General features: G+C 31.5%; 20 protein-coding genes. 16 read left to right on the plus strand and 4 right to left on the minus strand.

Going from position 1 to position 20,235, the window contains the following annotated elements; translation table 11 throughout:
• Positions 1–5: 5 nt before the first annotated feature.
• The gene (locus tag Q0935_RS13540; RefSeq protein ID WP_299387158.1) at positions 6–1,340 is read right to left on the minus strand and encodes an aspartyl protease family protein; all 1,335 of its coding nucleotides are present in this window, start codon (positions 1,338–1,340) and stop codon (positions 6–8) included.
• Between the two features lie 76 nt (positions 1,341–1,416).
• On the opposite strand from Q0935_RS13540, the gene Q0935_RS13545 reads away from it, so the two are divergent.
• Genes Q0935_RS13545 through Q0935_RS13560 form a run of 4 tightly spaced genes read left to right on the plus strand, consistent with a single transcriptional unit; the run spans position 1,417 to position 5,014 of the window.
• Positions 1,417–2,607 (plus strand): pyridoxal phosphate-dependent aminotransferase, encoded by a 1,191-nt coding sequence (locus Q0935_RS13545; RefSeq protein WP_299254011.1) that lies wholly within the window; start codon positions 1,417–1,419, stop codon positions 2,605–2,607.
• Positions 2,607–3,620: a UDP-N-acetylmuramate dehydrogenase gene (murB, locus tag Q0935_RS13550; protein ID WP_299387162.1), complete on the plus strand. Its 1,014-nt coding sequence runs from the start codon at positions 2,607–2,609 to the stop codon at positions 3,618–3,620. Before Q0935_RS13545 ends, murB begins: the two co-directional genes overlap by 1 nt.
• Positions 3,621–3,675: 55 nt before the next feature.
• Positions 3,676–4,206 carry a sigma-70 family RNA polymerase sigma factor gene (locus Q0935_RS13555; protein WP_299254005.1) on the plus strand — a complete coding sequence of 177 codons (531 nt, stop codon included), beginning with the start codon at positions 3,676–3,678 and terminating at the stop codon, positions 4,204–4,206.
• Positions 4,207–4,216: 10 nt separating this feature from the next.
• A complete protein-coding gene (locus tag Q0935_RS13560; RefSeq protein ID WP_299387170.1) occupies positions 4,217–5,014 on the plus strand; it encodes an anti-sigma factor in 798 nt (265 codons plus the stop codon).
• 74 nt (positions 5,015–5,088) lie between these two features.
• On the opposite strand, the gene aqpZ is transcribed toward Q0935_RS13560, so the two are convergent.
• Positions 5,089–5,796 (minus strand): aquaporin Z, encoded by a 708-nt coding sequence (gene aqpZ, locus Q0935_RS13565; RefSeq protein WP_299253999.1) that lies wholly within the window; start codon positions 5,794–5,796, stop codon positions 5,089–5,091.
• A 192-nt stretch (positions 5,797–5,988) separates the two neighbouring features.
• On the opposite strand from aqpZ, the gene Q0935_RS13570 reads away from it, so the two are divergent.
• From Q0935_RS13570 to Q0935_RS13595, 6 genes are all read left to right on the plus strand, one after another.
• Complete coding sequence (locus Q0935_RS13570) at positions 5,989–6,192, plus strand: membrane or secreted protein (protein ID WP_299387174.1); 204 nt, start codon at positions 5,989–5,991, stop codon at positions 6,190–6,192.
• A 6-nt stretch (positions 6,193–6,198) separates the two neighbouring features.
• Complete coding sequence (locus tag Q0935_RS13575) at positions 6,199–7,311, plus strand: glycosyltransferase (RefSeq protein WP_299387178.1); 1,113 nt, start codon at positions 6,199–6,201, stop codon at positions 7,309–7,311.
• A complete protein-coding gene (locus Q0935_RS13580; protein ID WP_299253991.1) occupies positions 7,302–7,847 on the plus strand; it encodes a sigma-70 family RNA polymerase sigma factor in 546 nt (181 codons plus the stop codon). Before Q0935_RS13575 ends, Q0935_RS13580 begins: the two co-directional genes overlap by 10 nt.
• 65 nt (positions 7,848–7,912) lie before the next feature.
• On the plus strand, positions 7,913–8,794 hold the full coding sequence (gene lipA / locus Q0935_RS13585) for a lipoyl synthase (RefSeq protein WP_299387182.1): 882 nt from the start codon (positions 7,913–7,915) through the stop codon (positions 8,792–8,794).
• On the plus strand, positions 8,795–9,808 hold the full coding sequence (gap, locus tag Q0935_RS13590; RefSeq protein ID WP_299387186.1) for a type I glyceraldehyde-3-phosphate dehydrogenase: 1,014 nt from the start codon (positions 8,795–8,797) through the stop codon (positions 9,806–9,808).
• Positions 9,809–9,871: 63 nt separating this feature from the next.
• The gene (locus Q0935_RS13595; protein WP_299387190.1) at positions 9,872–12,061 is read left to right on the plus strand and encodes an ATP-binding protein; all 2,190 of its coding nucleotides are present in this window, start codon (positions 9,872–9,874) and stop codon (positions 12,059–12,061) included.
• On the opposite strand, the gene lpxK is transcribed toward Q0935_RS13595, so the two are convergent.
• Positions 12,058–13,062, minus strand: coding sequence for a tetraacyldisaccharide 4'-kinase (gene lpxK, locus Q0935_RS13600; protein WP_299387194.1), 1,005 nt, complete (start codon positions 13,060–13,062; stop codon positions 12,058–12,060). The genes Q0935_RS13595 and lpxK overlap by 4 nt on opposite strands.
• 78 nt (positions 13,063–13,140) lie before the next feature.
• Here lpxK and Q0935_RS13605 point away from each other — a divergent pair, with 78 nt between their 5' ends.
• The 3 genes from Q0935_RS13605 to msrA all read left to right on the plus strand — a co-directional run bounded on the left by Q0935_RS13605 (position 13,141) and on the right by msrA (position 15,845).
• On the plus strand, positions 13,141–14,235 hold the full coding sequence (locus tag Q0935_RS13605; protein ID WP_299387198.1) for a Nif3-like dinuclear metal center hexameric protein: 1,095 nt from the start codon (positions 13,141–13,143) through the stop codon (positions 14,233–14,235).
• A 3-nt stretch (positions 14,236–14,238) separates the two neighbouring features.
• A complete protein-coding gene (locus Q0935_RS13610) occupies positions 14,239–15,018 on the plus strand; it encodes a C4-type zinc ribbon domain-containing protein (RefSeq protein WP_299253974.1) in 780 nt (259 codons plus the stop codon).
• Between the two features lie 161 nt (positions 15,019–15,179).
• Positions 15,180–15,845 carry a peptide-methionine (S)-S-oxide reductase MsrA gene (msrA, locus tag Q0935_RS13615; protein WP_299387202.1) on the plus strand — a complete coding sequence of 222 codons (666 nt, stop codon included), beginning with the start codon at positions 15,180–15,182 and terminating at the stop codon, positions 15,843–15,845.
• On the opposite strand, the gene Q0935_RS13620 is transcribed toward msrA, so the two are convergent.
• Positions 15,842–16,642, minus strand: coding sequence for a bifunctional 2-polyprenyl-6-hydroxyphenol methylase/3-demethylubiquinol 3-O-methyltransferase UbiG (locus tag Q0935_RS13620; RefSeq protein ID WP_299387206.1), 801 nt, complete (start codon positions 16,640–16,642; stop codon positions 15,842–15,844). The genes msrA and Q0935_RS13620 overlap by 4 nt on opposite strands.
• A 155-nt stretch (positions 16,643–16,797) precedes the next feature.
• Between Q0935_RS13620 and Q0935_RS13625 the strand changes: the two genes are divergently transcribed.
• The 3 genes from Q0935_RS13625 (at position 16,798) to Q0935_RS13635 (ending at position 20,214) form a co-directional block, all read left to right on the plus strand.
• Positions 16,798–17,448, plus strand: a complete 651-nt coding sequence (locus Q0935_RS13625) for a hypothetical protein (protein WP_299387210.1) — start codon at positions 16,798–16,800, stop codon at positions 17,446–17,448.
• 17 nt (positions 17,449–17,465) lie between these two features.
• Complete coding sequence (gene kynU, locus Q0935_RS13630; protein WP_299387215.1) at positions 17,466–18,734, plus strand: kynureninase; 1,269 nt, start codon at positions 17,466–17,468, stop codon at positions 18,732–18,734.
• 82 nt (positions 18,735–18,816) lie between these two features.
• Positions 18,817–20,214 (plus strand): NAD(P)/FAD-dependent oxidoreductase, encoded by a 1,398-nt coding sequence (locus tag Q0935_RS13635; protein WP_299387219.1) that lies wholly within the window; start codon positions 18,817–18,819, stop codon positions 20,212–20,214.
• Positions 20,215–20,235 lie beyond the last annotated feature (21 nt).

Below are 20,235 nucleotides of genomic sequence, written 5' to 3' on the forward strand. Positions count from 1 at the left end.
TTTTTTTATTTTATTAAAGATTCTAGTTTAAATTTAAACTTTATTTTTCGACCAAATCTGTCTACTACTAAATTTATTTGGTTGCCCTCTTTACCATAAAATTGATATATTAATTCCTGTAAACTACATTTTAACGTGTCATTTCCATTAACCCTAATAATTATGTCACCTATTTGGAGTCCTGCTTTAGCACCTGGAGAGTTAGCCCTAACAAAAACAATAGTGTAAGCACTTTTTACAACTAATTTTCTTGTGTTTGCAAATACAGCTTGAACATTAAGAGAATAACCATTTTTTTTGTCAGTTATATAATTTGTATTATTACTTTTATCGTACTCTGTAAAAAGCCTTACGCCTTCATTTTCGACTTCAATACCACTTTTATTATAGCTAAATTCCTTATTAAAATTAGAGTTACGCTTAAATACAACTTGAGCTTTGTTATAGTCCATGGTAATGTTAAAACGTTTTAATATTTCACCACCAATACTTCCACTTCTTCCTTTTATCTCTCTTAACAAAGATGTATATAAAGAATCTGGATAGGCGACTAAAGGTCTATTTAGGGTAAAAGATTTTAATTTAAAACCATCAATCTTAGAGCGCTTACCATGTACGCTTCCACTTAATCCATAACCTAAGAAATCGTTGAAATAATTATTTTTAGCTCCTATATCTAAACTATCATTTTCAAAAAGCCATAAAGCATCACTACTACCGGAGTCTATTAATAGTTTTACAGGAATATTTTTATCCTTAACAATAGCCGAAGCATTTAAATACGGTTTATTATTAACAAATTCCAGTTCAAAAGTTTCACATTTTTTACATGTTTTATACTTATAACTACTTGGATTACTTATTTTTATTTGTTTTTTTGAATAGTTAATATCTACCACTAAATCCTTAAATAGATCGTATCCAATAATCCCATGAATTGGAATTCCTAATTTTGGAGCGAAATTTATTGAAGAATCAAAAACAACATAAAAATCTTGATTATTATTTACTGCATCACCAATCTTAAAAGTGTTTCCAGAAGATTTTAAAGCAGGTAATTTAGCATTATTACCTAACCCTTTAAGAAAAATAGTTTCCGCATTTAATATTTCTAGAGAGTCTGAAGCTTTTAAAAAATTAAATATAATAGGCTTACTAACTCCAGAATCTAAAAGAAAAGACTGTTTTACACCATTAACTTCAACTGGAATAACAATTACATTATTAATTAATTTAAAATTAATTTTATCGAAACCGCTTTTATTATCTATAACATATTTGCTTTGTGTAAAACAAAAAAGCGGTAACCATACTAAAATAAAAAATAAATTAATTTTCATAGCAAAGGAAGTTAAAAAATTTAATAACACAATTTAGACTTTTTTTTTGCAACTTTGTTTTTTAAAATACAATCATATGCCATCGATTTCTAAAAAAGGGCTATCAATGCCTGAATCTCCAATAAGAAAGCTTGTTCCATTTGCAGAAAAAGCATCTAAACAAGGGAAAAGTATTTACCATTTAAATATTGGACAACCTGATATTAAAACACCTCAAATAGCTTTAGACGCTGTAAAAAACAACTCTTTAGAGATTTTAGCTTATACTAGATCTGAAGGTTCTGAAACTTACAGACAAAAAATAGCAGACTATTATGCTAAAAATGATATTAATGTAAAACATGATGACATTATTGTTACTACTGGAGGAAGTGAAGCACTTTTATTTGCCTTTGGAAGTATTATGGATGTCGATGATGAAGTTATTATTCCAGAACCATTTTATGCAAACTACAATGGTTTTTCAACAGCATCTGGAGTAAAAGTTGTTCCTGTGATTTCTAAAATTGAAAATAATTTTGCACTACCTCCTATAGAAGAGTTCGAAAAATTAATTACGCCAAAAACTAAAGCGATTTTAATTTGTAACCCAGGAAACCCTACAGGTTATTTATACTCTAAAGAAGAAATTAAAAAACTAGCAGACATTGTAAAAAAGCATGATTTGTTTTTAATTGCTGACGAAGTTTATAGAGAATTCGCTTACGATGGTGCTAAACATTATTCTATTTTACAAGAAGAAGGGTTAGACGATTATGCAATAGTAATCGATTCTGTTTCTAAACGTTATAGCATGTGTGGCGCTAGAATTGGTTGTTTAGTTTCAAAAAACAAACAAGTAATAAAAACGGCTTTAAAATTTGCTCAAGCAAGATTAAGTCCGCCTACATTAGCACAAATTGCAAGTGAAGCTGCTTTAGAAACTCCACAAAGTTATTTTGATGATGTTATTGAGGAATATGTAGAAAGAAGAAACACTTTAATTACAGAATTAAATAAAATAGAAGGCGTTAAAGTTGGCAATCCAAAAGGTGCTTTTTACTGTATAGCAGAGCTACCTATAAAAAACAGCGATAAATTTGCACAATGGCTTTTAGAAGAGTTTGATGTAGACGGAGAAACAATAATGGTTGCTCCTGCTGCAGGTTTCTACTCTACTCCTGGCGTTGGTTTAAATCAAATTAGAATTGCGTATGTATTAAATAAAGAAAGTTTAATTAAATCTGTAAATATTCTTAAAGAAGCATTAAAAATTTATAAAGACTAGTGCGAATTTCACACAACATATCTTTAAAAGACTATAATACATTTGGTATTGATGCAAAAGCCAGACATTTTATTTCTGTGAATAATTTTCCTGAGTTAATTTCTGTTTTGCAACTTAAAGACTATCCTAATAAATTAATTCTTGGTGGAGGCAGTAATATACTTCTAACTAAAGATGTAGATGCACTAGTAATACATATTAATTTAAAAGGAGCCACAATTATTAACGAGGACACCAATCATGCATTTATTAAAGCAAGTGCAGGAGAAAACTGGCACGAGTTTGTACTTTGGTGTTTAGATAATAATTTTGGAGGTTTAGAGAACATGTCTTTAATCCCAGGAAATGTTGGCACATCTCCAATACAAAATATTGGAGCTTATGGTGTAGAATTAAAAGATCATTTTGTGTCTTGCGAAGCACTAAATCTTGATACTTTAGAAATTGAAATTTTTAAAAATGAAGACTGTAATTTTGGTTATAGAAATTCAATTTTTAAAAATGAAGCTAAAAACAAATACATAATACTAAGTGTTGTCTTTAAGCTAACTAAAAAGGAACACCAATTACATACTAATTATGGTGCTATTATTTCGCAACTAGAAGAGATGCAAATAAAAGCACCAACAATTAAAGATGTTTCTAACGCAGTTATAGCGATAAGACAAAGTAAACTTCCGGATCCCAAAAAAATTGGCAATAGTGGTAGCTTCTTTAAAAACCCAGTTATTTCTATTGACGTTTTCAACAAGCTAAAGGAGAATTTCCCTAAAGCACCTAGCTATCCTGTTACAGAGAATACGGTAAAAATTCCAGCGGGTTGGTTAATTGAAACTGCAGGTTTTAAAGGCAAAACTTTTGGTAATTATGGTGTACATAAAAACCAAGCGCTTGTGCTTGTAAATTATGGAGGCGCAAAAGGAAAAGACATTCTTGAGCTTTCTAAACTAATTCAAAAAACAATTTATCGTATCTTTAATATCTCGATTGAAGCCGAGGTAAATATATTATAAGCAATAAGTTTGCAATCGTAAAGTTAAACTAACTAATAAAAGACACCAACATAGTTTGAGTACTTCAATTGAACAAGATATTATAGCATTATTAGAAGAAGGCGATAAAAAGGCCATTTCGCTATTATACGAGCACTACTCTGGTGCTCTATTAGGTGTTGTTAAAAAAGTAATTTCAGACGATGATATTGCTCAAGATGTACTACAAGAAAGTTTTATAAAAGTTTGGAAAAAAGGCAAAACTTACGATGCCTCTAAAGCTAAGCTATTTACATGGCTATATCGTATTTTTTACAATTCAGCAATAGATAAAGTCCGCTCTTTAAATAATAAAACAAACAAAGAAGTCCAGATTGAAGATTCTAACGTATATAAACTGACGACCAATAGTTTAAATCAAGACACTCTAGATATACAAAAGCATTTGAGTAGTTTAGAATTAAAATATCAGGTGGTTTTGAGCGCGCTGTTTTTTGAAGGCATGACCCAACAAGAAGCAAGCGAAGAACTAAATATTCCGTTAGGAACAATTAAATCTAGATTAAAAATAGGTTTACGTGAATTGAAGAAAATTTACAACCCTTAATTGTAATGTGATGACTGTTGATAAAGACACATTTTTAAAATCTGATTTGTTAGAAAGATATCTAACAGGTCTAACCAATACCCAAGAGAGTCTTGAGGTAGAAAACTATATAAATAAGTTTCCAGAAGTTAAGGAAGCCTATAATATTCTTGAAAGCAAACTACAGCTAGTAGCCTTTGCAAATGCAGAAGAAGCTCCAACTCACCTACTAGGTTCTATATTAGAATCTTTAGATGAGAAACCTGTTATTGCTCTAAAAGCAAAACCAAAAAAATCAAGATTTAACTTTGGAATTGCAGCAAGCGTAGCAGCATTAGTATTTGCTGGAAGCTCTATGTATTTCTATTTACAGAATCAAGACTTACTAAATGAGAATCAAGTAATTGTTGATGAACTATATGATTTAAGAAGCGATATAGACCAAAATAATTCAAAACTTGAAGCTTTAGCCGAACAATTTTCTCAGTTAAATAATCCTGAAACGGAAAAATATATTTTAAATGGGAATCGTCGTGCTAAAAACTTAAAAACTATAGCCTATATAAACCCTAAAGAAAAAACCTCCATGATAGATGTTGTTTCTCTACCAACTTTACCAGATAATCAAGAATATCAAATATGGGCAGACTTACAAGACAAACAAGTTAATTTGGGTATCCTAAGTGTTAGAGATAGACGCTTACAGCAAATACCTTATACTAAAGATGCTTTAGGTTTAAGTATTACAATCGAACAAAAAGGCATAAAACGAAATGACAATTCTGCAGACACTCCTGTTGCGGAAATAGAATTAAAACTTGAAGATTAATATTTACAAATAATTAAAATAAAAAGAGCCTCATAATATTATGAGGCTCTTTTTATTTATGAACAATATATAGCTTAATTACTATTATTTGGCGCCATAAATTTATAAACGATACCTGCTAAAACAGCACCTACTATTGGAGCTACCCAAAACAACCATAATTGTCCCATAGCATTTGCTCCTGCAAATATGGCAACAGCGGTACTTCTTGCTGGATTAACAGATGTATTTGTAACTGGTATACTAATTAAATGAATTAATGTTAAAGCTAAACCAATAGCCATACCTCCAAAACCTGGAGAAGCATTTTTGTGAGTTGCTCCAAGAATAACAATTAAAAACATAAAGGTCATAACTACCTCAATTATTAACGCTCCTACTAAACCGAAATTAACACCATAAACGTTAGCATCATAAAAATTTGTTGCAAAAGCACCTGGACTAGAGCCAATACCCGAAAAATCTACAGAACTACTTACAATTAAATATAATATCGCTGCACCTGCAAAACCTCCTAATACTTGAGCAATAATGTATCCTGGCAAATCTTTACCATCAAATCGGCCACCCATAAATAAACCAATAGAAACAGCCGGATTAAAATGACCTCCAGAAATATGACCTAATGCATATGCACCGGTAAGTACCGTAAGACCAAAAGCAAGAGATACACCTACTAATCCTATTCCAACATCTGCAACACCTGCCGCTAATACTGCGCTTCCACAACCACCTAGTACTAACCAAAAAGTACCAATAAATTCTGCTAATAGTTTTTTCATAATTATAATTAATTTAAAGTTATAGCAATCAATGTATTTGATTTTAGATCTTTGAGACAAATAGCGATTGTTTTTATAAATAATTACGACTAACGGTTAATAATACAGATAAATAAACGAGTTTTATTAAGATACTTTTATGTGGTATAAAACTATTATCTTTGTAACATTATTTATTAAAATTAAAATAACGTGAAACTTTTACTACTTACTTTAGCATTATTAGGCATTGCAGTTGCAGGAATTGCTATTAAAATTTGGGCAAAAAAAGATGGTAAATTTGCAGGCACTTGTGCCAGCCAAAATCCTATGCTTAATAAAAATGGAGATGCTTGCGGTTTTTGTGGTAAAACTCCAGATCAATTCGATAACTGCAACGAAACACAACACTCATAAAACTTTATGATTTTACTTGATGTTATTTTCTACAGCTTTGTTGTTGTAGCATCTATTCAAGTGGTATACTATGGTGTACTTTTTGGTAGTTTTTCTTTTAAAGAAGAAAAAACAAGCAAACAAAAAAGCAGTCCTGTTTCGGTATTAGTATGTGCTAAAAACGAAGCAGAAAACTTAAAACAGTTTCTCCCTTCTATTCTTAACCAAAGCTATAAGGATTTTGAAATTGTTTTAATAAATGATGCCTCTATTGATGATACATTAGAAATCATGGAAGGTTTTGCCGAAAAGCATGACAATATAAAAATTGTTAATGTAAAAAATATCGAAGCCTTTTGGGCAAACAAAAAATACGCACTCACACTGGGAATTAAAGCTGCAAAACATGATCATTTATTGTTTACAGATGCCGATTGCCAACCTGTCTCAAACCATTGGATTAGTGAAATGGCTTCACATTTTAGTAATGAGAACACCATAGTTTTAGGGTATGGAGCTTATAATAAAATTAAAAACTCATTTCTAAATAAAATAATACGTTACGAAACACTATTAACAGCAATTCAGTATTTTTCGTTTGCAAAATTAGGCATACCATTTATGGGTGTTGGCCGTAATTTAGCATACAGTAGAGAGGAGTTTTTTAAAACAAATGGTTTTATAAAACACATAGACATTAGATCTGGAGACGACGATTTATTTATTAATGAAGCTGCAAATTCTAAAAACACATCTATTTGTTATACAAAAGATAGCTTTACAACCTCTAATCCTAAAACAACTTTTAATCAATGGTTTCGCCAAAAGCGTCGCCATATTTCTACGGCAAATAACTATAAATTTATACATAAAGCTTTACTCGCTTTATTCTATATTTCCCAAATTTTATTTTGGACACTATTAACCATATTGTTAATTAATCAATCTTATTGGCAATTTACTTTAAGCTTATTAGCGTTTAGATTAATAATTCAATATCTATCTATTGGCTTTTCAGCAAAAAAACTAAATGAAATAGATGTATTGTATCTACTCCCTTTACTAGAACTGTTTTTAATTGGTTTTCAATTAACTATATTTATCGCAAATCTTATATCAAAACCTAAATATTGGAAATAGAAGAAGCTATTGCAAAAGCAAAACAGAATAACCAAAAAGCGTTCAATTTTTTATTGGACGAATATTGGGATTATGTTTATGGATTTCAGTTAAAGCGCGTTACAAACGAATATGATGCTGAAGATATAACCATACAAACCTTTTCTAAAGCTTTTGATAAAATTGATAAGTTTGATGAAAAATACGCCTTTAAAACATGGCTTATTACCATTTCTAAAAACATACACATAGATTTAGTTAGAAAAGAGAAAAGCTCTATCTACTCTAAAATAACAGACCATCAAGACGATAAAATTTACCGTGTTCAAGACGATTCACCTTCTCCTGAAGACAAGTTAATTACCGAGCAAAATTTAGCAAAATTACTTCGAGATATAAAAAAGTTAAAACCACATTATCAAGATGTAATTAACCTGCGTTATTTTCAAGAATTAAGCTACTCCGAAATTAGCCAAGAGCTTAACGAACCAATGAATAATGTAAAAGTAAAATTGCTTCGTGCTAAAAAATTATTAGCAGAAATTATTAAAAGATAATAGATAAAGTTAGCACTTACTATTTTATAGAATACTTCGTATCTTTGTAGCTCGAAAGAAAACCTATGAGCACAGAAACTCCTTCAACTATAGTTACAAAAGAAAGACAACCAAAACCAAAATGGCTACGTGTAAAACTGCCTACAGGAAAGAAATACACAGAGCTTCGCGGTTTAGTAGATAAATACAAGTTAAATACAATTTGCGCCTCTGGTAGCTGCCCTAACATGGGTGAATGCTGGGGAGAAGGCACAGCTACTTTCATGATATTAGGTAATGTTTGTACACGATCTTGTGGTTTTTGTGGTGTAAAAACTGGAAGACCAGAAACTGTAGACTGGGACGAACCAGAAAAAGTATCGCGTTCAATTAAAATAATGAAAATTAAACACGCCGTACTTACAAGTGTAGATCGTGATGATTTAAAAGACATGGGAAGTATAATGTGGGCAGAAACTGTAAAAGCTGTTCGTAGAATGAATCCTGATACGACGCTTGAAACATTAATTCCAGATTTTCAAGGTATAGAAAAACATATTGATAGAATTATAGATGTTGCTCCAGAAGTAGTATCACACAATATAGAAACAGTAAAACGTTTAACGCGAGAAGTTAGAATTCAAGCAAAATACGAACGTAGTTTAGGTGTTTTAAAATATTTAAAACAACAAGGACAACGCAGAACTAAATCTGGTATTATGCTAGGTTTAGGCGAAACTCGAGAAGAAGTTATAGAAACTTTACACGATTTACGTAATAGCGATGTAGATGTTGTTACTATTGGGCAATACCTTCAGCCAAGTAAAAAACATTTACCGGTTAAAGAGTTTATTACGCCTGAACAGTTTAAAGAATACGAAGAAATTGGATTAGCTTTAGGTTTTCGTCATGTAGAAAGTAGTGCATTAGTGCGCTCTTCTTACAAAGCTCAAAAACACATAAACTAAATGATTACAGTTACAATAAACGGTTTTGGTCGAATTGGCCGTCGTGTTTTTAGACTGTTACAAGATCATAAAAATATTAAAGTCGTTGCTATTAACGATTTGGCAGATGCCAGAACGTTAAGCCATTTACTTAAATACGATAGTATTCATGGTGTTAATAATGCTGAAATTTCTAATACAGAAAATAGCATTATAGTTAACACTAATGAAGTTATTCTATTAAATCAAAAACATCCAAAAAACATAGATTGGAAACCTTTTAGTCCGGACTTTGTTATTGAAGCCACAGGGAAATTTAAAACTACAGAGGATTTAGAATACCATTTAAAAAATGGCGCTAAACGTGTAATTTTAAGTGTTCCTCCAATAGATGACACTATAAAAACCATTGTATTAGGAACCAACGAAAACATTTTAGATGGTACCGAAACAATAATTTCTAACGCTTCATGTACCACAAATAATGCAGCTCCAATGATTGCTATTATTAATAAACTTTGTGGTATTAACCAAGCCTATATTACCACTATTCACTCATATACTACAGATCAAAGTTTACACGATCAACCGCATCGAGATTTACGTCGTGCAAGAGCAGCAGGCCAATCTATAGTACCAACTACAACAGGTGCAGCAAAAGCTTTAACTAAAATTTTCCCAGAATTAGCCAACGTTATTGGTGGTTGTGGCATTAGAGTTCCAGTTGCTAATGGCTCATTAACAGACATTACTTTTAATGTTAAAGAAACAGCTACAATAGAAACCATAAATGCGGCTTTTAAGAAAGCAGCTGAAAATAAATACAAAAACATTCTTGAATATACTGAAGATCCAATTGTGTCTATAGACATTGTTGGTAATCCACACTCTTGTATCTTCGATTCTCAAATGACTTCTGTTATAGGGAATATGGTAAAAATTATTGGCTGGTATGATAATGAAACAGGCTATTCGAGCAGAGTTATTGACTTGATTATCAATTTATCGGAAAGAAAGACACTTTTATCGGTTTAATAATTATATTTGTTATTGAAAAATCATCCTAAAATGTCCCAATTCTGCAAAATACTCTGTGCTATGTTTTTGTTTCTTGGAGCACTTGCAAATGCGCAAGAGCCTACACAAGAAGAACTTGAAACGCTTCAAACACAAGTGAATGCAGAACTTTCTTTTGCTCAAAAAAGTATTGAAGACTCTCAATATCCTCAAGCCAATGCAAGTTTAGAAAATGCTTTAATTAATGCCGAAAAACTAGCAAACAAAAAGAGCTTAGGAATAATATATTCTAAATTAGGTAAAATTCAACACTTACAAGAAAAGCACGACCAAGCAATTACTACGCTTATAAAAGCAGTAGAAGTTCAACGTTTTGCTAAAGACAACTTTAATATTGCTGAAACATACAAAACACTTGGAGATGTTTATTTTAGCACTAATAGATATGAAAAAGCTTTAGATTATTACAAATCTGCCGAAACATTATTTAAACAAGAAGATTTACATAAATACGAAACAGAAGCTGTATTAAAAAAAGGACAAACCTTTTTAGCTTTAAACGAATTTAAAAATGCCGAAAGCACTTTTAACGAAGCCATCTCTTTATCTAGACGCTTTCAATTCGAAAAACTACTAAGCCGCAGTTTACTTCAATTAGGTGAAGCACAAGCAAAGAATGGAAGCTTAGGCCTAGCTTTAAAAAATGCTAACGAAGGCTTTAATATTGCAAAAGAAAACAAAATACTAGATGTCTTAAGCGCTGGTTATTTAACATTAAGTAATTTAAAAGAAGCAGATGGCAACTACCGTCTTGCAAATAAGTACTTAAGAGCACATTTAAAACTTTCTGATTCATTAATGACTATAAAGAGAGCATTAATCTCATCAGAAAAAACAAGCGAACTTTTAGTATCAAATCAAATTAACTACCAAAAACAAGCGCAAGCAGATTTAGAAGAAGTAGCCAGTTCTAACACATTTACTCAATTAATTACAATATTAAGTATAGCACTAATTACTATTCTTTCTCTTTTAACCTTATCACTTTACAAAAACAACAATATTAGATTAAAGTCTAACAACGTTTTACATAAAAAAAATAGCGAGTTAATAGTAAGTAAAGAAAAAGCAGAGCTAGCTTCTAAAACAAAAGCAAACTTTTTATCTACTGTAACCCACGAGCTACGCACACCATTATATGCCGTTACAGGTTTAACAAACATGTTGTTGGATGAAAACCCAAAGCCTGAGCAGATACCGCATTTAAAATCGTTAAAATTCTCGGGAGATTACCTACTAACTTTTATTAACGACATCCTTCAAATTAATAAAATTGAAGCTAATAAAGTAGAGGTAGAAAGCGAAGTTTTTAATTTAAAAAAGAAAATCGCAAATGTTATTTCGGCATTAAACAACTCAGCAGTTGGAAACAATGTAAAATTACATTTTGAATACGACGATAATTTACCACACAATTATAATGCCGATCAACTTAAGATATCTCAAATATTAATTAATCTTATTGGTAACTCGATTAAGTTTACTAAAAATGGAGATATATGGGTACGTGCTTCAAAAATTAGCGAAGAGAACGGCGTTTATAACGTTCGTTTTGAAGTTCAAGATAATGGTATTGGAATAAGCACAGAAAAGCAAGAACATATGTTCGAAAGTTTTTCTCAAGGATCTATTCAAATAAATAGAAAATACGGAGGAACAGGATTAGGACTTTCTATTGTTAAAGGATTAATAGATATTTTAAAAGGAAAAATATATCTTAAAAGTATGCTTGGACAAGGCTCTACATTCTTTTTCGAACTTCCGCTTCAGTTTGCTGAAGAAGCAATAGAAAAAGAACAAATAAGTTACTTTAAAGATATAAGTGAGGTGGAATTAAGCGATATTAAAATTCTTATAGTTGAAGACAACAAAATCAACCAAATGATTACTAAGAAGATTTTAAATAAAATGAAGCTTAAATGTGAGGTTGTAGAAAACGGAGAAGATGCTGTAGAAAAAATAAAAACTAATACATACGACGTTGTATTAATGGATATTCACATGCCTGGAATTAGCGGTATCGAAGCAACTAAAATTATTAGAACCTTTAATAAAGACCTTACCATTTTTGCACTTACTGCTGTAACTATTGAAGATAAGATGGTAGAATTTGACGAGGCAGGTTTCACAGATATTATTAGCAAACCATTTAAACAAGAAGATTTCGAAAAGAAACTATTCGATGCTTTAATTCTTAAAGAAAATGCTTAATCTTCAATTTTAGTTTTTACTAATTTATCGAAAGCCTCATTGTTATCTATTGCTACTTCTATTGGTAAATAATAGAGTTTAGAATTTAAGTTTTCTTCAGCAATTAATCTTACATAATCTTTTTCTGTAGTAATAATCAATTCGTTTTTAGATATTGTTTCAATCTCTTTTTTAGAAAAATCATGATGATCACTATATTCTAAATGATTAAAATCTAATCCTTTGTTTCTTAAAAAAACAACTAATGGTTTTGCATTTGCAATACCGGTAACAAGCGTAAATGTTTTTAAATTCGATAAAGCAATATTGCCTTTTAAACCAATAACTTCTTTCCCATAAGTTATACTACTAAAAAAAACATTTTGATACGGTTTAGGCTTCAACCTGGCTTCTACCTTATTTTTTTCTTCAATAGATAAATTATTAGGACACTTAGTAACCACAATAATTTGCGCACGCTTTGCTCCTTGTCTTGGCTCTCTTAAATCACCTGTTGGCAAAACAATATCCTTGTAATATAAATTTGAGTAAGTGGTTAATAAAATATTAAGCTTCGCTTTTACTTTTCTATGCTGAAAGGCATCATCAAGAATAATTAAATTAGGTTGTTTATCGAGAGTTCTAAGATTAGAAATTCCATTTTGTCTATCCTCATCTACTGAAACTTTAATATCCGCTTTAAATTTATTATAAAACTGAAAAGGCTCATCTCCCAATGTTTGCGCAGAAGCCTCATTAGAACCTAAAACAAAACCTTTGGTTTGCCTGCCGTAACCTCTACTTAAAGTTGCTAAGCTATACTTGTTTTTTAATAACCGTATTAAATACTCTACCATTGGCGTTTTACCAGTACCTCCTGCACTCAAATTCCCAACGCAAACAACTGGAAAATCGTAAGATTTAGAAGTTTTAATATCTAAGTCATACAACTTATTACGCAACCAAGTAATAACATAGTAAAAGGGAACAATAGGAAATAATAAGACTCTAATAAATTTCATTAATAAGGTTTAAGCATAACGAAAGTAAAAATTTTATATTTGTTAAACAGAAATTCAATTAATCAATTCCTAAAATATATGATAATTCAAGATGTTATTAATCATTTAGAAGACTTTGCTCCTTTGGCTTACGCCGAAGACTTCGATAATGTAGGCTTACTTGTAGGAGATAAAAACACAAAACTTACAGGCGTTTTAGTAACACTTGACACTTTAGAAGCCGTAGTTGACGAAGCTATTAAAAACAACTGTAACCTTATTGTTAGTTTTCATCCTATAATTTTTAAAGGATTAAAAAAGCTTACAGGTAAAACATATGTAGAACGTACTGTTCAAAAAGCAATAAAAAATGACATTGCTATTTATGCTATTCACACAGCATTAGACAACCATATAAATGGTGTAAACGATATGATTTCTGAACAATTAGGTCTTTCAAATCGAAAAATATTAATTCCACAAGCACAAACCATAAAAAAACTAACCACTTATGTTCCAAAAGATGAGGCCGAAAATTTAAGACAAGCTCTTTTTAATAGCGGTGCTGGCACTATTGGCAATTACAGTAATTGTAGTTTTAATATTGAAGGTGTTGAAACCTATAAAGGCAACGAGAATTCTAATCCTACAAAAGGAAATAAGGAAAATATTCATTTTGAAAAAGAAACCCAGATAAATGTAACATTTGCAAAGCATTTAGAAGCTAAAATTCTAGACACTTTATTTAAAAATCATTCTTATGAAGAAGTAGCATACGAGATTACAACTCTAGAGAATAAAAACCAAAATATTGGCATGGGAATGGTTGGAGATTTAGCAAAACCAATGTCCGAAACCGAATTTTTCGACTTCCTTAAAACTAAAATGAATACAAAAAACATTCGCCATTCAAGTTTTTTAAATAAGCCTGTTCAAAGAATTGCCGTTTTAGGTGGTTCTGGCAGTTTTGCAATTCAAGCAGCAAAGTCAGCAAAGGCTGATGTTTACGTTACTTCAGACCTAAAATATCATGACTTCTTTTCTGCAGAAAGCAATATTATTTTGGCAGACATAGGACATTATGAAAGCGAACAATACACAAAAAATGGTTTAGTAGCGCATCTTACAAAAAAAATTAGTAATTTTGCAATCGTTTTATCGACGACAAACACCAATCCTGTTAAGTATTTTTAAAATATGGCAAAGAGTAAAGAAATAAGTGTAGAACAACGTTTAAGAGCTTTATACGATTTACAACTAATCGATTCTAGAATCGATGAAATAAGAAGTGTTCGTGGAGAACTACCTTTAGAAGTTAGCGATTTAGAAGATGAAGTCACTGGGTTAAAAACAAGATTAGCGAAACTTGAAGACAATTTAGCGTCTACAGATTCTCAAATTAGTGAAAAAAAGAACCTAATTGAAGAAGCTAAAACGTTAATAAAAAAGTACAGCGAGCAACAAAAAAATGTTAGAAATAACAGAGAATTTAACTCGATTACTAAAGAAGTAGAGTATCAAGAACTTGAAATAGAGCTTGCTGAAAAACACATTAGAGAGTTTAAAGCACAAATTGAGCAGAAGAAAGAGGTTATTGACAAAACTAAATCTCATGCTAAGGAACGCGAAACGCACCTTAAGCACAAAAAGAATGAATTAGATGCAATTTTAGCTGAAACTGAAAAAGAAGAAGAAGCTCTACTTAAAAAATCTGAGGATTATAAGAAGAAAATTGAAGAGCGTTTAGTAAAAGCTTATAATAGAATACGTACTAATGTAAAGAATGGTTTAGCTGTTGTACCAATCGAAAGAGGTGCTGCTGGAGGTTCTTACTTTACAATTCCACCACAAGTACAGATGGAAATTGCTGCTCGTAAAAAAATTATTACAGATGAGCATTCAGGACGTATTTTAGTTGATGAAGCTTTAGCTGAAGAACAAAAAGAAAAAATGGCTAAAATGTTTAAAAAACTATAATTCCATTTTAAATTATATAATTAAGCCTTCATTTTTATGAAGGCTTTTTTTTTGCTTAATACCCAACAAAGCTAAGATAGCATTTAACAAAACTTTAAATGATTCTTTGTAAAATACACGACACTTATCCGACTTAACTAAAAACACATATTAAAGCACTTATGAAAAAGATAATACTGTTAGTTGCAATAAGTTTAGCATTTAGTTGTAAAAACACTGCTCAAAATAAAGAAGACAAAACAAATAGCCAATCTGTAAAAACCGCTAAAGCTATAGAAGTTCCATTAGAAAACGGAATGGCAAAGGCTTATTTTGCAAGTGGATGTTTTTGGTGTGTAGAAGCCGTTTACGAAAGCGTTAAAGGTGTACAAGAGTCTATTAGTGGATATTCAGGCGGACATACAAAAAACCCAACTTACCAAGGTAGTAACACAGGTAGAACTGGACATGCCGAAGCTGTTGAAATAATTTATAATCCTGAGACAGTAAGTTTTGAAACTTTAGTAGACGTTTATTTTGCTTCACAAAACCCTACACAGGTTAACGGACAAGGTAATGATAGAGGTTCTCAATACCGCTCAATTATTTTTTACCAAAACGATGAGCAAAAACAAGTTATTGAAACAAAAAAAGCTGCATTAGCAAAAAAACTAGGCAAGACTATTGCTGCCGAAGTTTATCCTTTTCAAAAGTTTTGGATTGCTGAAGACTATCATCAAGATTATGAGAAATTACACCCTAATAATTCTTACATTCAAAATGTATCTGTTCCAAGGTTAAAACGTTTTCAAGCTAAAATGCCAGAAGTTTTAAAAGAAAAACATTAGAGTTTAGTCGCTTTAATTTCAAAAATAAGAGGATATAATTTATCCTTTGTAACATAATTGCCCGATTTGGTTTCGACTAATTCGGGCAGTACGTTATATGGGCTTTCGTCATACTCGTTTAAATACTCAATTTTTAAACCAGCACTTGTTAAAGCATTTATGACTTCACTTAAACCATGATTCCAACCGTATTCTTTACTCATCATTTTTGAGTCTTGATTTGCATACGTCCCTTCATATTCCTCGTAGATTACTTCATCTTGCATATAACCGTATTTCATAATTGGTTTGCCTTCTAAGTAATCGAACATCCAAACTATTGGATGAAATTCTACCATATAAAACGTGCCTCCCTTTTTAAGTTTCTCAGCAATCATTTGTCCCCAAGGCTTTAAATCTGGTAACCAACCTATTACACCATAACTAGTAAAAACAATATCAAAAGCACCTTCAACATGCTTACTGGCATCTAAAACATTACAGCATACAAATTGGGCTTCTAAGTTTAATTCATCATTAAGCTGTTGCGCTAATTTTACGCCCTCATCACTTAAGTCTACACCAACACATTTGGCTCCTAACCTACTCCAACTTAAAGTGTCTTGTCCGAAATGACATTGCAAATGCAATAACGATTTACCGCTTACATCTCCTAATGCATCAAGTTCGAAACGCATTAAAGAAGTTTTCCCTTTTTTAAAAGCTTCCATTGCGTACATATCGCTTTCAGCATGCACTTTTACTTTGTCATTCCATGTTGCTTTGTTTGCACTAAAGTATTCCGAATTATTACTCATAATCTCACAGTTGGTTTATTTCATGTGTTGCTATTCATTACTTTTTAGCGTCACATATTGTTCGTTATTAATCATTTCTTTTAACAATCAAATTTTGAACAAGCTCGTTTCAAAACTAATTAATATTTCTTAGCTTTGAAAGAAAACCAAAAACCATGTATAGATTATTAATTGTTTGCTTGCTTATTCTTTCATCTTGCAAAAAAGAAACGCCTCAAAAAGAATATACGTTAGCCGAAAAAATAGCTAATGCACATGGTTTCGAAAACTGGGATAAAGTAAAAGAATTTCATTTTTCATTTAATGTCGATAAAGACAGTTCTCATTTTGGTCGCTCATGGATTTGGAAACCAAAAGCTAATGAAGTAACGATGCTTACAAAAAAAGATACGATTACATATAAGACCTTTAAAATTGAACAAGAAAGTTTAGAAGCAGATCGTGCTTTTGTTAATGATAAATATTGGGCGTTATTTCCATTTCAATTAGTTTGGGATACTAGTGCAACTCTTGGAGAAACTTCTAAAACCGAAGCTCCAATAAGTAAAAAAGAACTTAATAAAGTTACGTTAACCTATCCTGTAAAAGGAGGTTATACTCCTGGTGATGCATACGATATTTATTACGACGATACTTACACTATAAAAGAATGGACTTTTAGAGAGGCGAATGCAAAAGAGCCATCTATGACTAATACTTTTGAAAACTATAAAGATTTCAACGGAATAAGTATTGCACAAGATCATAAAAAAGCTGACGGTAATTGGAACCTCAACTTTACAAACATTAAAGTAATTACAGAATAATTTATAAAACCAACCAAGTGTCAAACTATAATTTAGGTAGCGACTTCGCTAAGCAATTAGACAAAGAAGATAAAATTTCGCATTACAGAGATCAATTTCATATTCCAAAAGATAAAGACGGAAACGATTGGTTATACTTTACTGGTAACTCTCTTGGTTTGCAACCAAAAGCTACAAAAGAATACATTCAACAAGAATTAGACGATTGGGCAAATTTTGGTGTAGAAGGTCATTTTGAAGCCAAAAACCCTTGGATGCCTTACCATGAATTCTTAACAGAATCTATGGCGAAAGTCGTTGGCGCAAAACCTATTGAAGTAGTTATAATGAACACCTTAACTACCAATTTACATTTGTTAATGGTTAGCTTTTATCAGCCTACAAAAACCAAATACAAAATTGTAATTGAAAGTGATGCGTTTCCTAGCGATCGTTATGCAGTACAAACACAATTAGAATTTCATGGCTTTGATGCAAATGAAGGTGTTATAGAATGGAAGCCAAGACAAGGCGAAGAACTTTTAAACATTGAAGACTTAGAAACGATTCTTGAAGAACAAGGAGACGAAATTGCATTGTTACTTATTGGAGGTGTAAACTATTACACAGGACAATATTTAGACATAAAGAAAATTGCAGAACTTGGTCATGCTAAAAACTGTATGGTAGGTATCGATTTAGCACATGGTGTTGGAAATATCAATCCAGATTTTCATGAGTCTGGAGTAGATTTCGCAGCTTGGTGTACATATAAATATTTAAATTCTGGACCAGGAAGTTTAGGAGGTCTTTTTGTGCACGAAAAACATGCACATAATAAAGACTTAAAACGCTTTGCTGGTTGGTGGAGCCATAATAAATCGACTAGATTTAATATGAGACAACCATTAGACGTTATTCCTGGAGCCGAAGGTTGGCAACTTAGTAATCCTCCAATTTTATCTATGGCAGCAATTAAGGCTTCTTTAGATATGTTTAATAACGTTGGAATGGATGCACTTCGTGAGAAGTCTGAAAAGTTAACAGGTTATTTTGAGTTTTTAATTAACGAGCTGAATAACGATAAAATTAAAATTATCACACCATCTAACCCGAAAGAAAGAGGATGTCAATTATCCATACAAGTAAAGGATGCTGATAAAAATTTACATAAAAAATTAACCGAAGCAAATATTATTACAGACTGGAGAGAACCAGATGTAATACGTTGCGCTCCGGTGCCGCTATACAATACCTTTGAAGATGTGTATAGAATGGTTGATAAGTTGAAAGAGATATTGAATTAATTTGTCATTCCTGCGAAGGCAGGAATCCATTATTAATGCAAACTAAAAAAAAGATTCCTGCCTTCGCAGGAATGACAAAAATATGAGTAAAAAAGAAAACATAGTAATCATTGGAGCTGGACTTTGTGGCTCTCTCTTAGCATTACGTTTAGCCCAAAGAGGCTATACAGTAAACGTTTACGAAAGCAGACCAGATTTACGTACAACAGATATTTCTGCAGGACGTTCTATAAATTTAGCACTTTCGGATCGTGGCTTAAAAGCCATGCGATTAGCAGGAGTTGAGGACAAAGTAAAACCATTGTGCATACCAATGTATGGTCGTTTAATACATGATATTGAAGGCAATACGTTTCCTTCAAATTATTCTGGAAGAGATAACGAATACATTAACTCTATTTCGCGTGGAGAACTTAATGGCTTGTTATTAACTGAAGCCGACTCATATGATAACTTAACCATTCATTTCAACAAAAAATGTAATGGAATAGATATAGAAAACAATACTGCGCTTTTATACGATTACAGAACCAAAACAGAATTTGAAGTAAAAGGCGATGTTCTTTTTGGTACAGATGGCGCAGGTTCTTCATTAAGAAAAAGCTATTATTTAGAACGCAAATTCTTGTTTAGCTACTCGCAAAATTACTTAACTCACGGTTATAAAGAATTAGAAATCCCTGCTTCCGCAGATGGAAAACACCTTATAAGTAAAGATTATTTACATATTTGGCCAAGAGGAGATTACATGTTAATTGCACTTCCTAATTTAGATGGAAGCTTTACAGTAACACTATTTTTAAGTTATGAAAAAGGCAAATACAACTTCAAAAACTTAACAACAGAAGAAACCATAAACGAATTCTTTGTAACACAATTTCCAGATGCGTTAGCATTAATACCAAATATAGCAGACGAGTTTTTTAACAACCCAACTGGTGCCTTAGGAACAGTAAAATGTTCACCTTGGCATTACAAAAACAAAAATGTTTTATTAGGAGATTCTGCACATGCTATTGTTCCTTTTTACGGACAAGGTATGAATGCATCTTTTGAAGATGTAACCGTTTTCGATGCGATTTTAGATAAACACGAAGGCGATTGGGAAACTATTTTTAAAGTTTACGAAAAAACTAGAAAAGCAGATACAGATGCCATTGCAGATTTAGCAATAGACAATTATTACGAAATGCGTGATCATGTTGCTAATCCTATTTTTAAAGAAAAACGTACTATTGAAATGGCTTTAGAAAAAGAATTTCCAAACGATTATTTTTCAAAATATTCTATGGTAACTTTTAAAGAAGACATTCCGTATCACGAAGCTATGACAAAAGGAAGAGCACAAGACAAAGCTATTTTAAATTTATTAGTAAATAAAGAAATTACTACAACCGAAGATTTAAATAGTATCTTAAAAAAAGTACAAGAAGAAACCGAAGCGATTTTGCAAGATGATAAGATTGCTGGATTGAAATAGGCCTGTCATTCCTGCCTTCGC

It is taken from the genome of uncultured Lacinutrix sp. (assembly GCF_947500605.1).
GTDB lineage: Bacteria > Bacteroidota > Bacteroidia > Flavobacteriales > Flavobacteriaceae > Lacinutrix.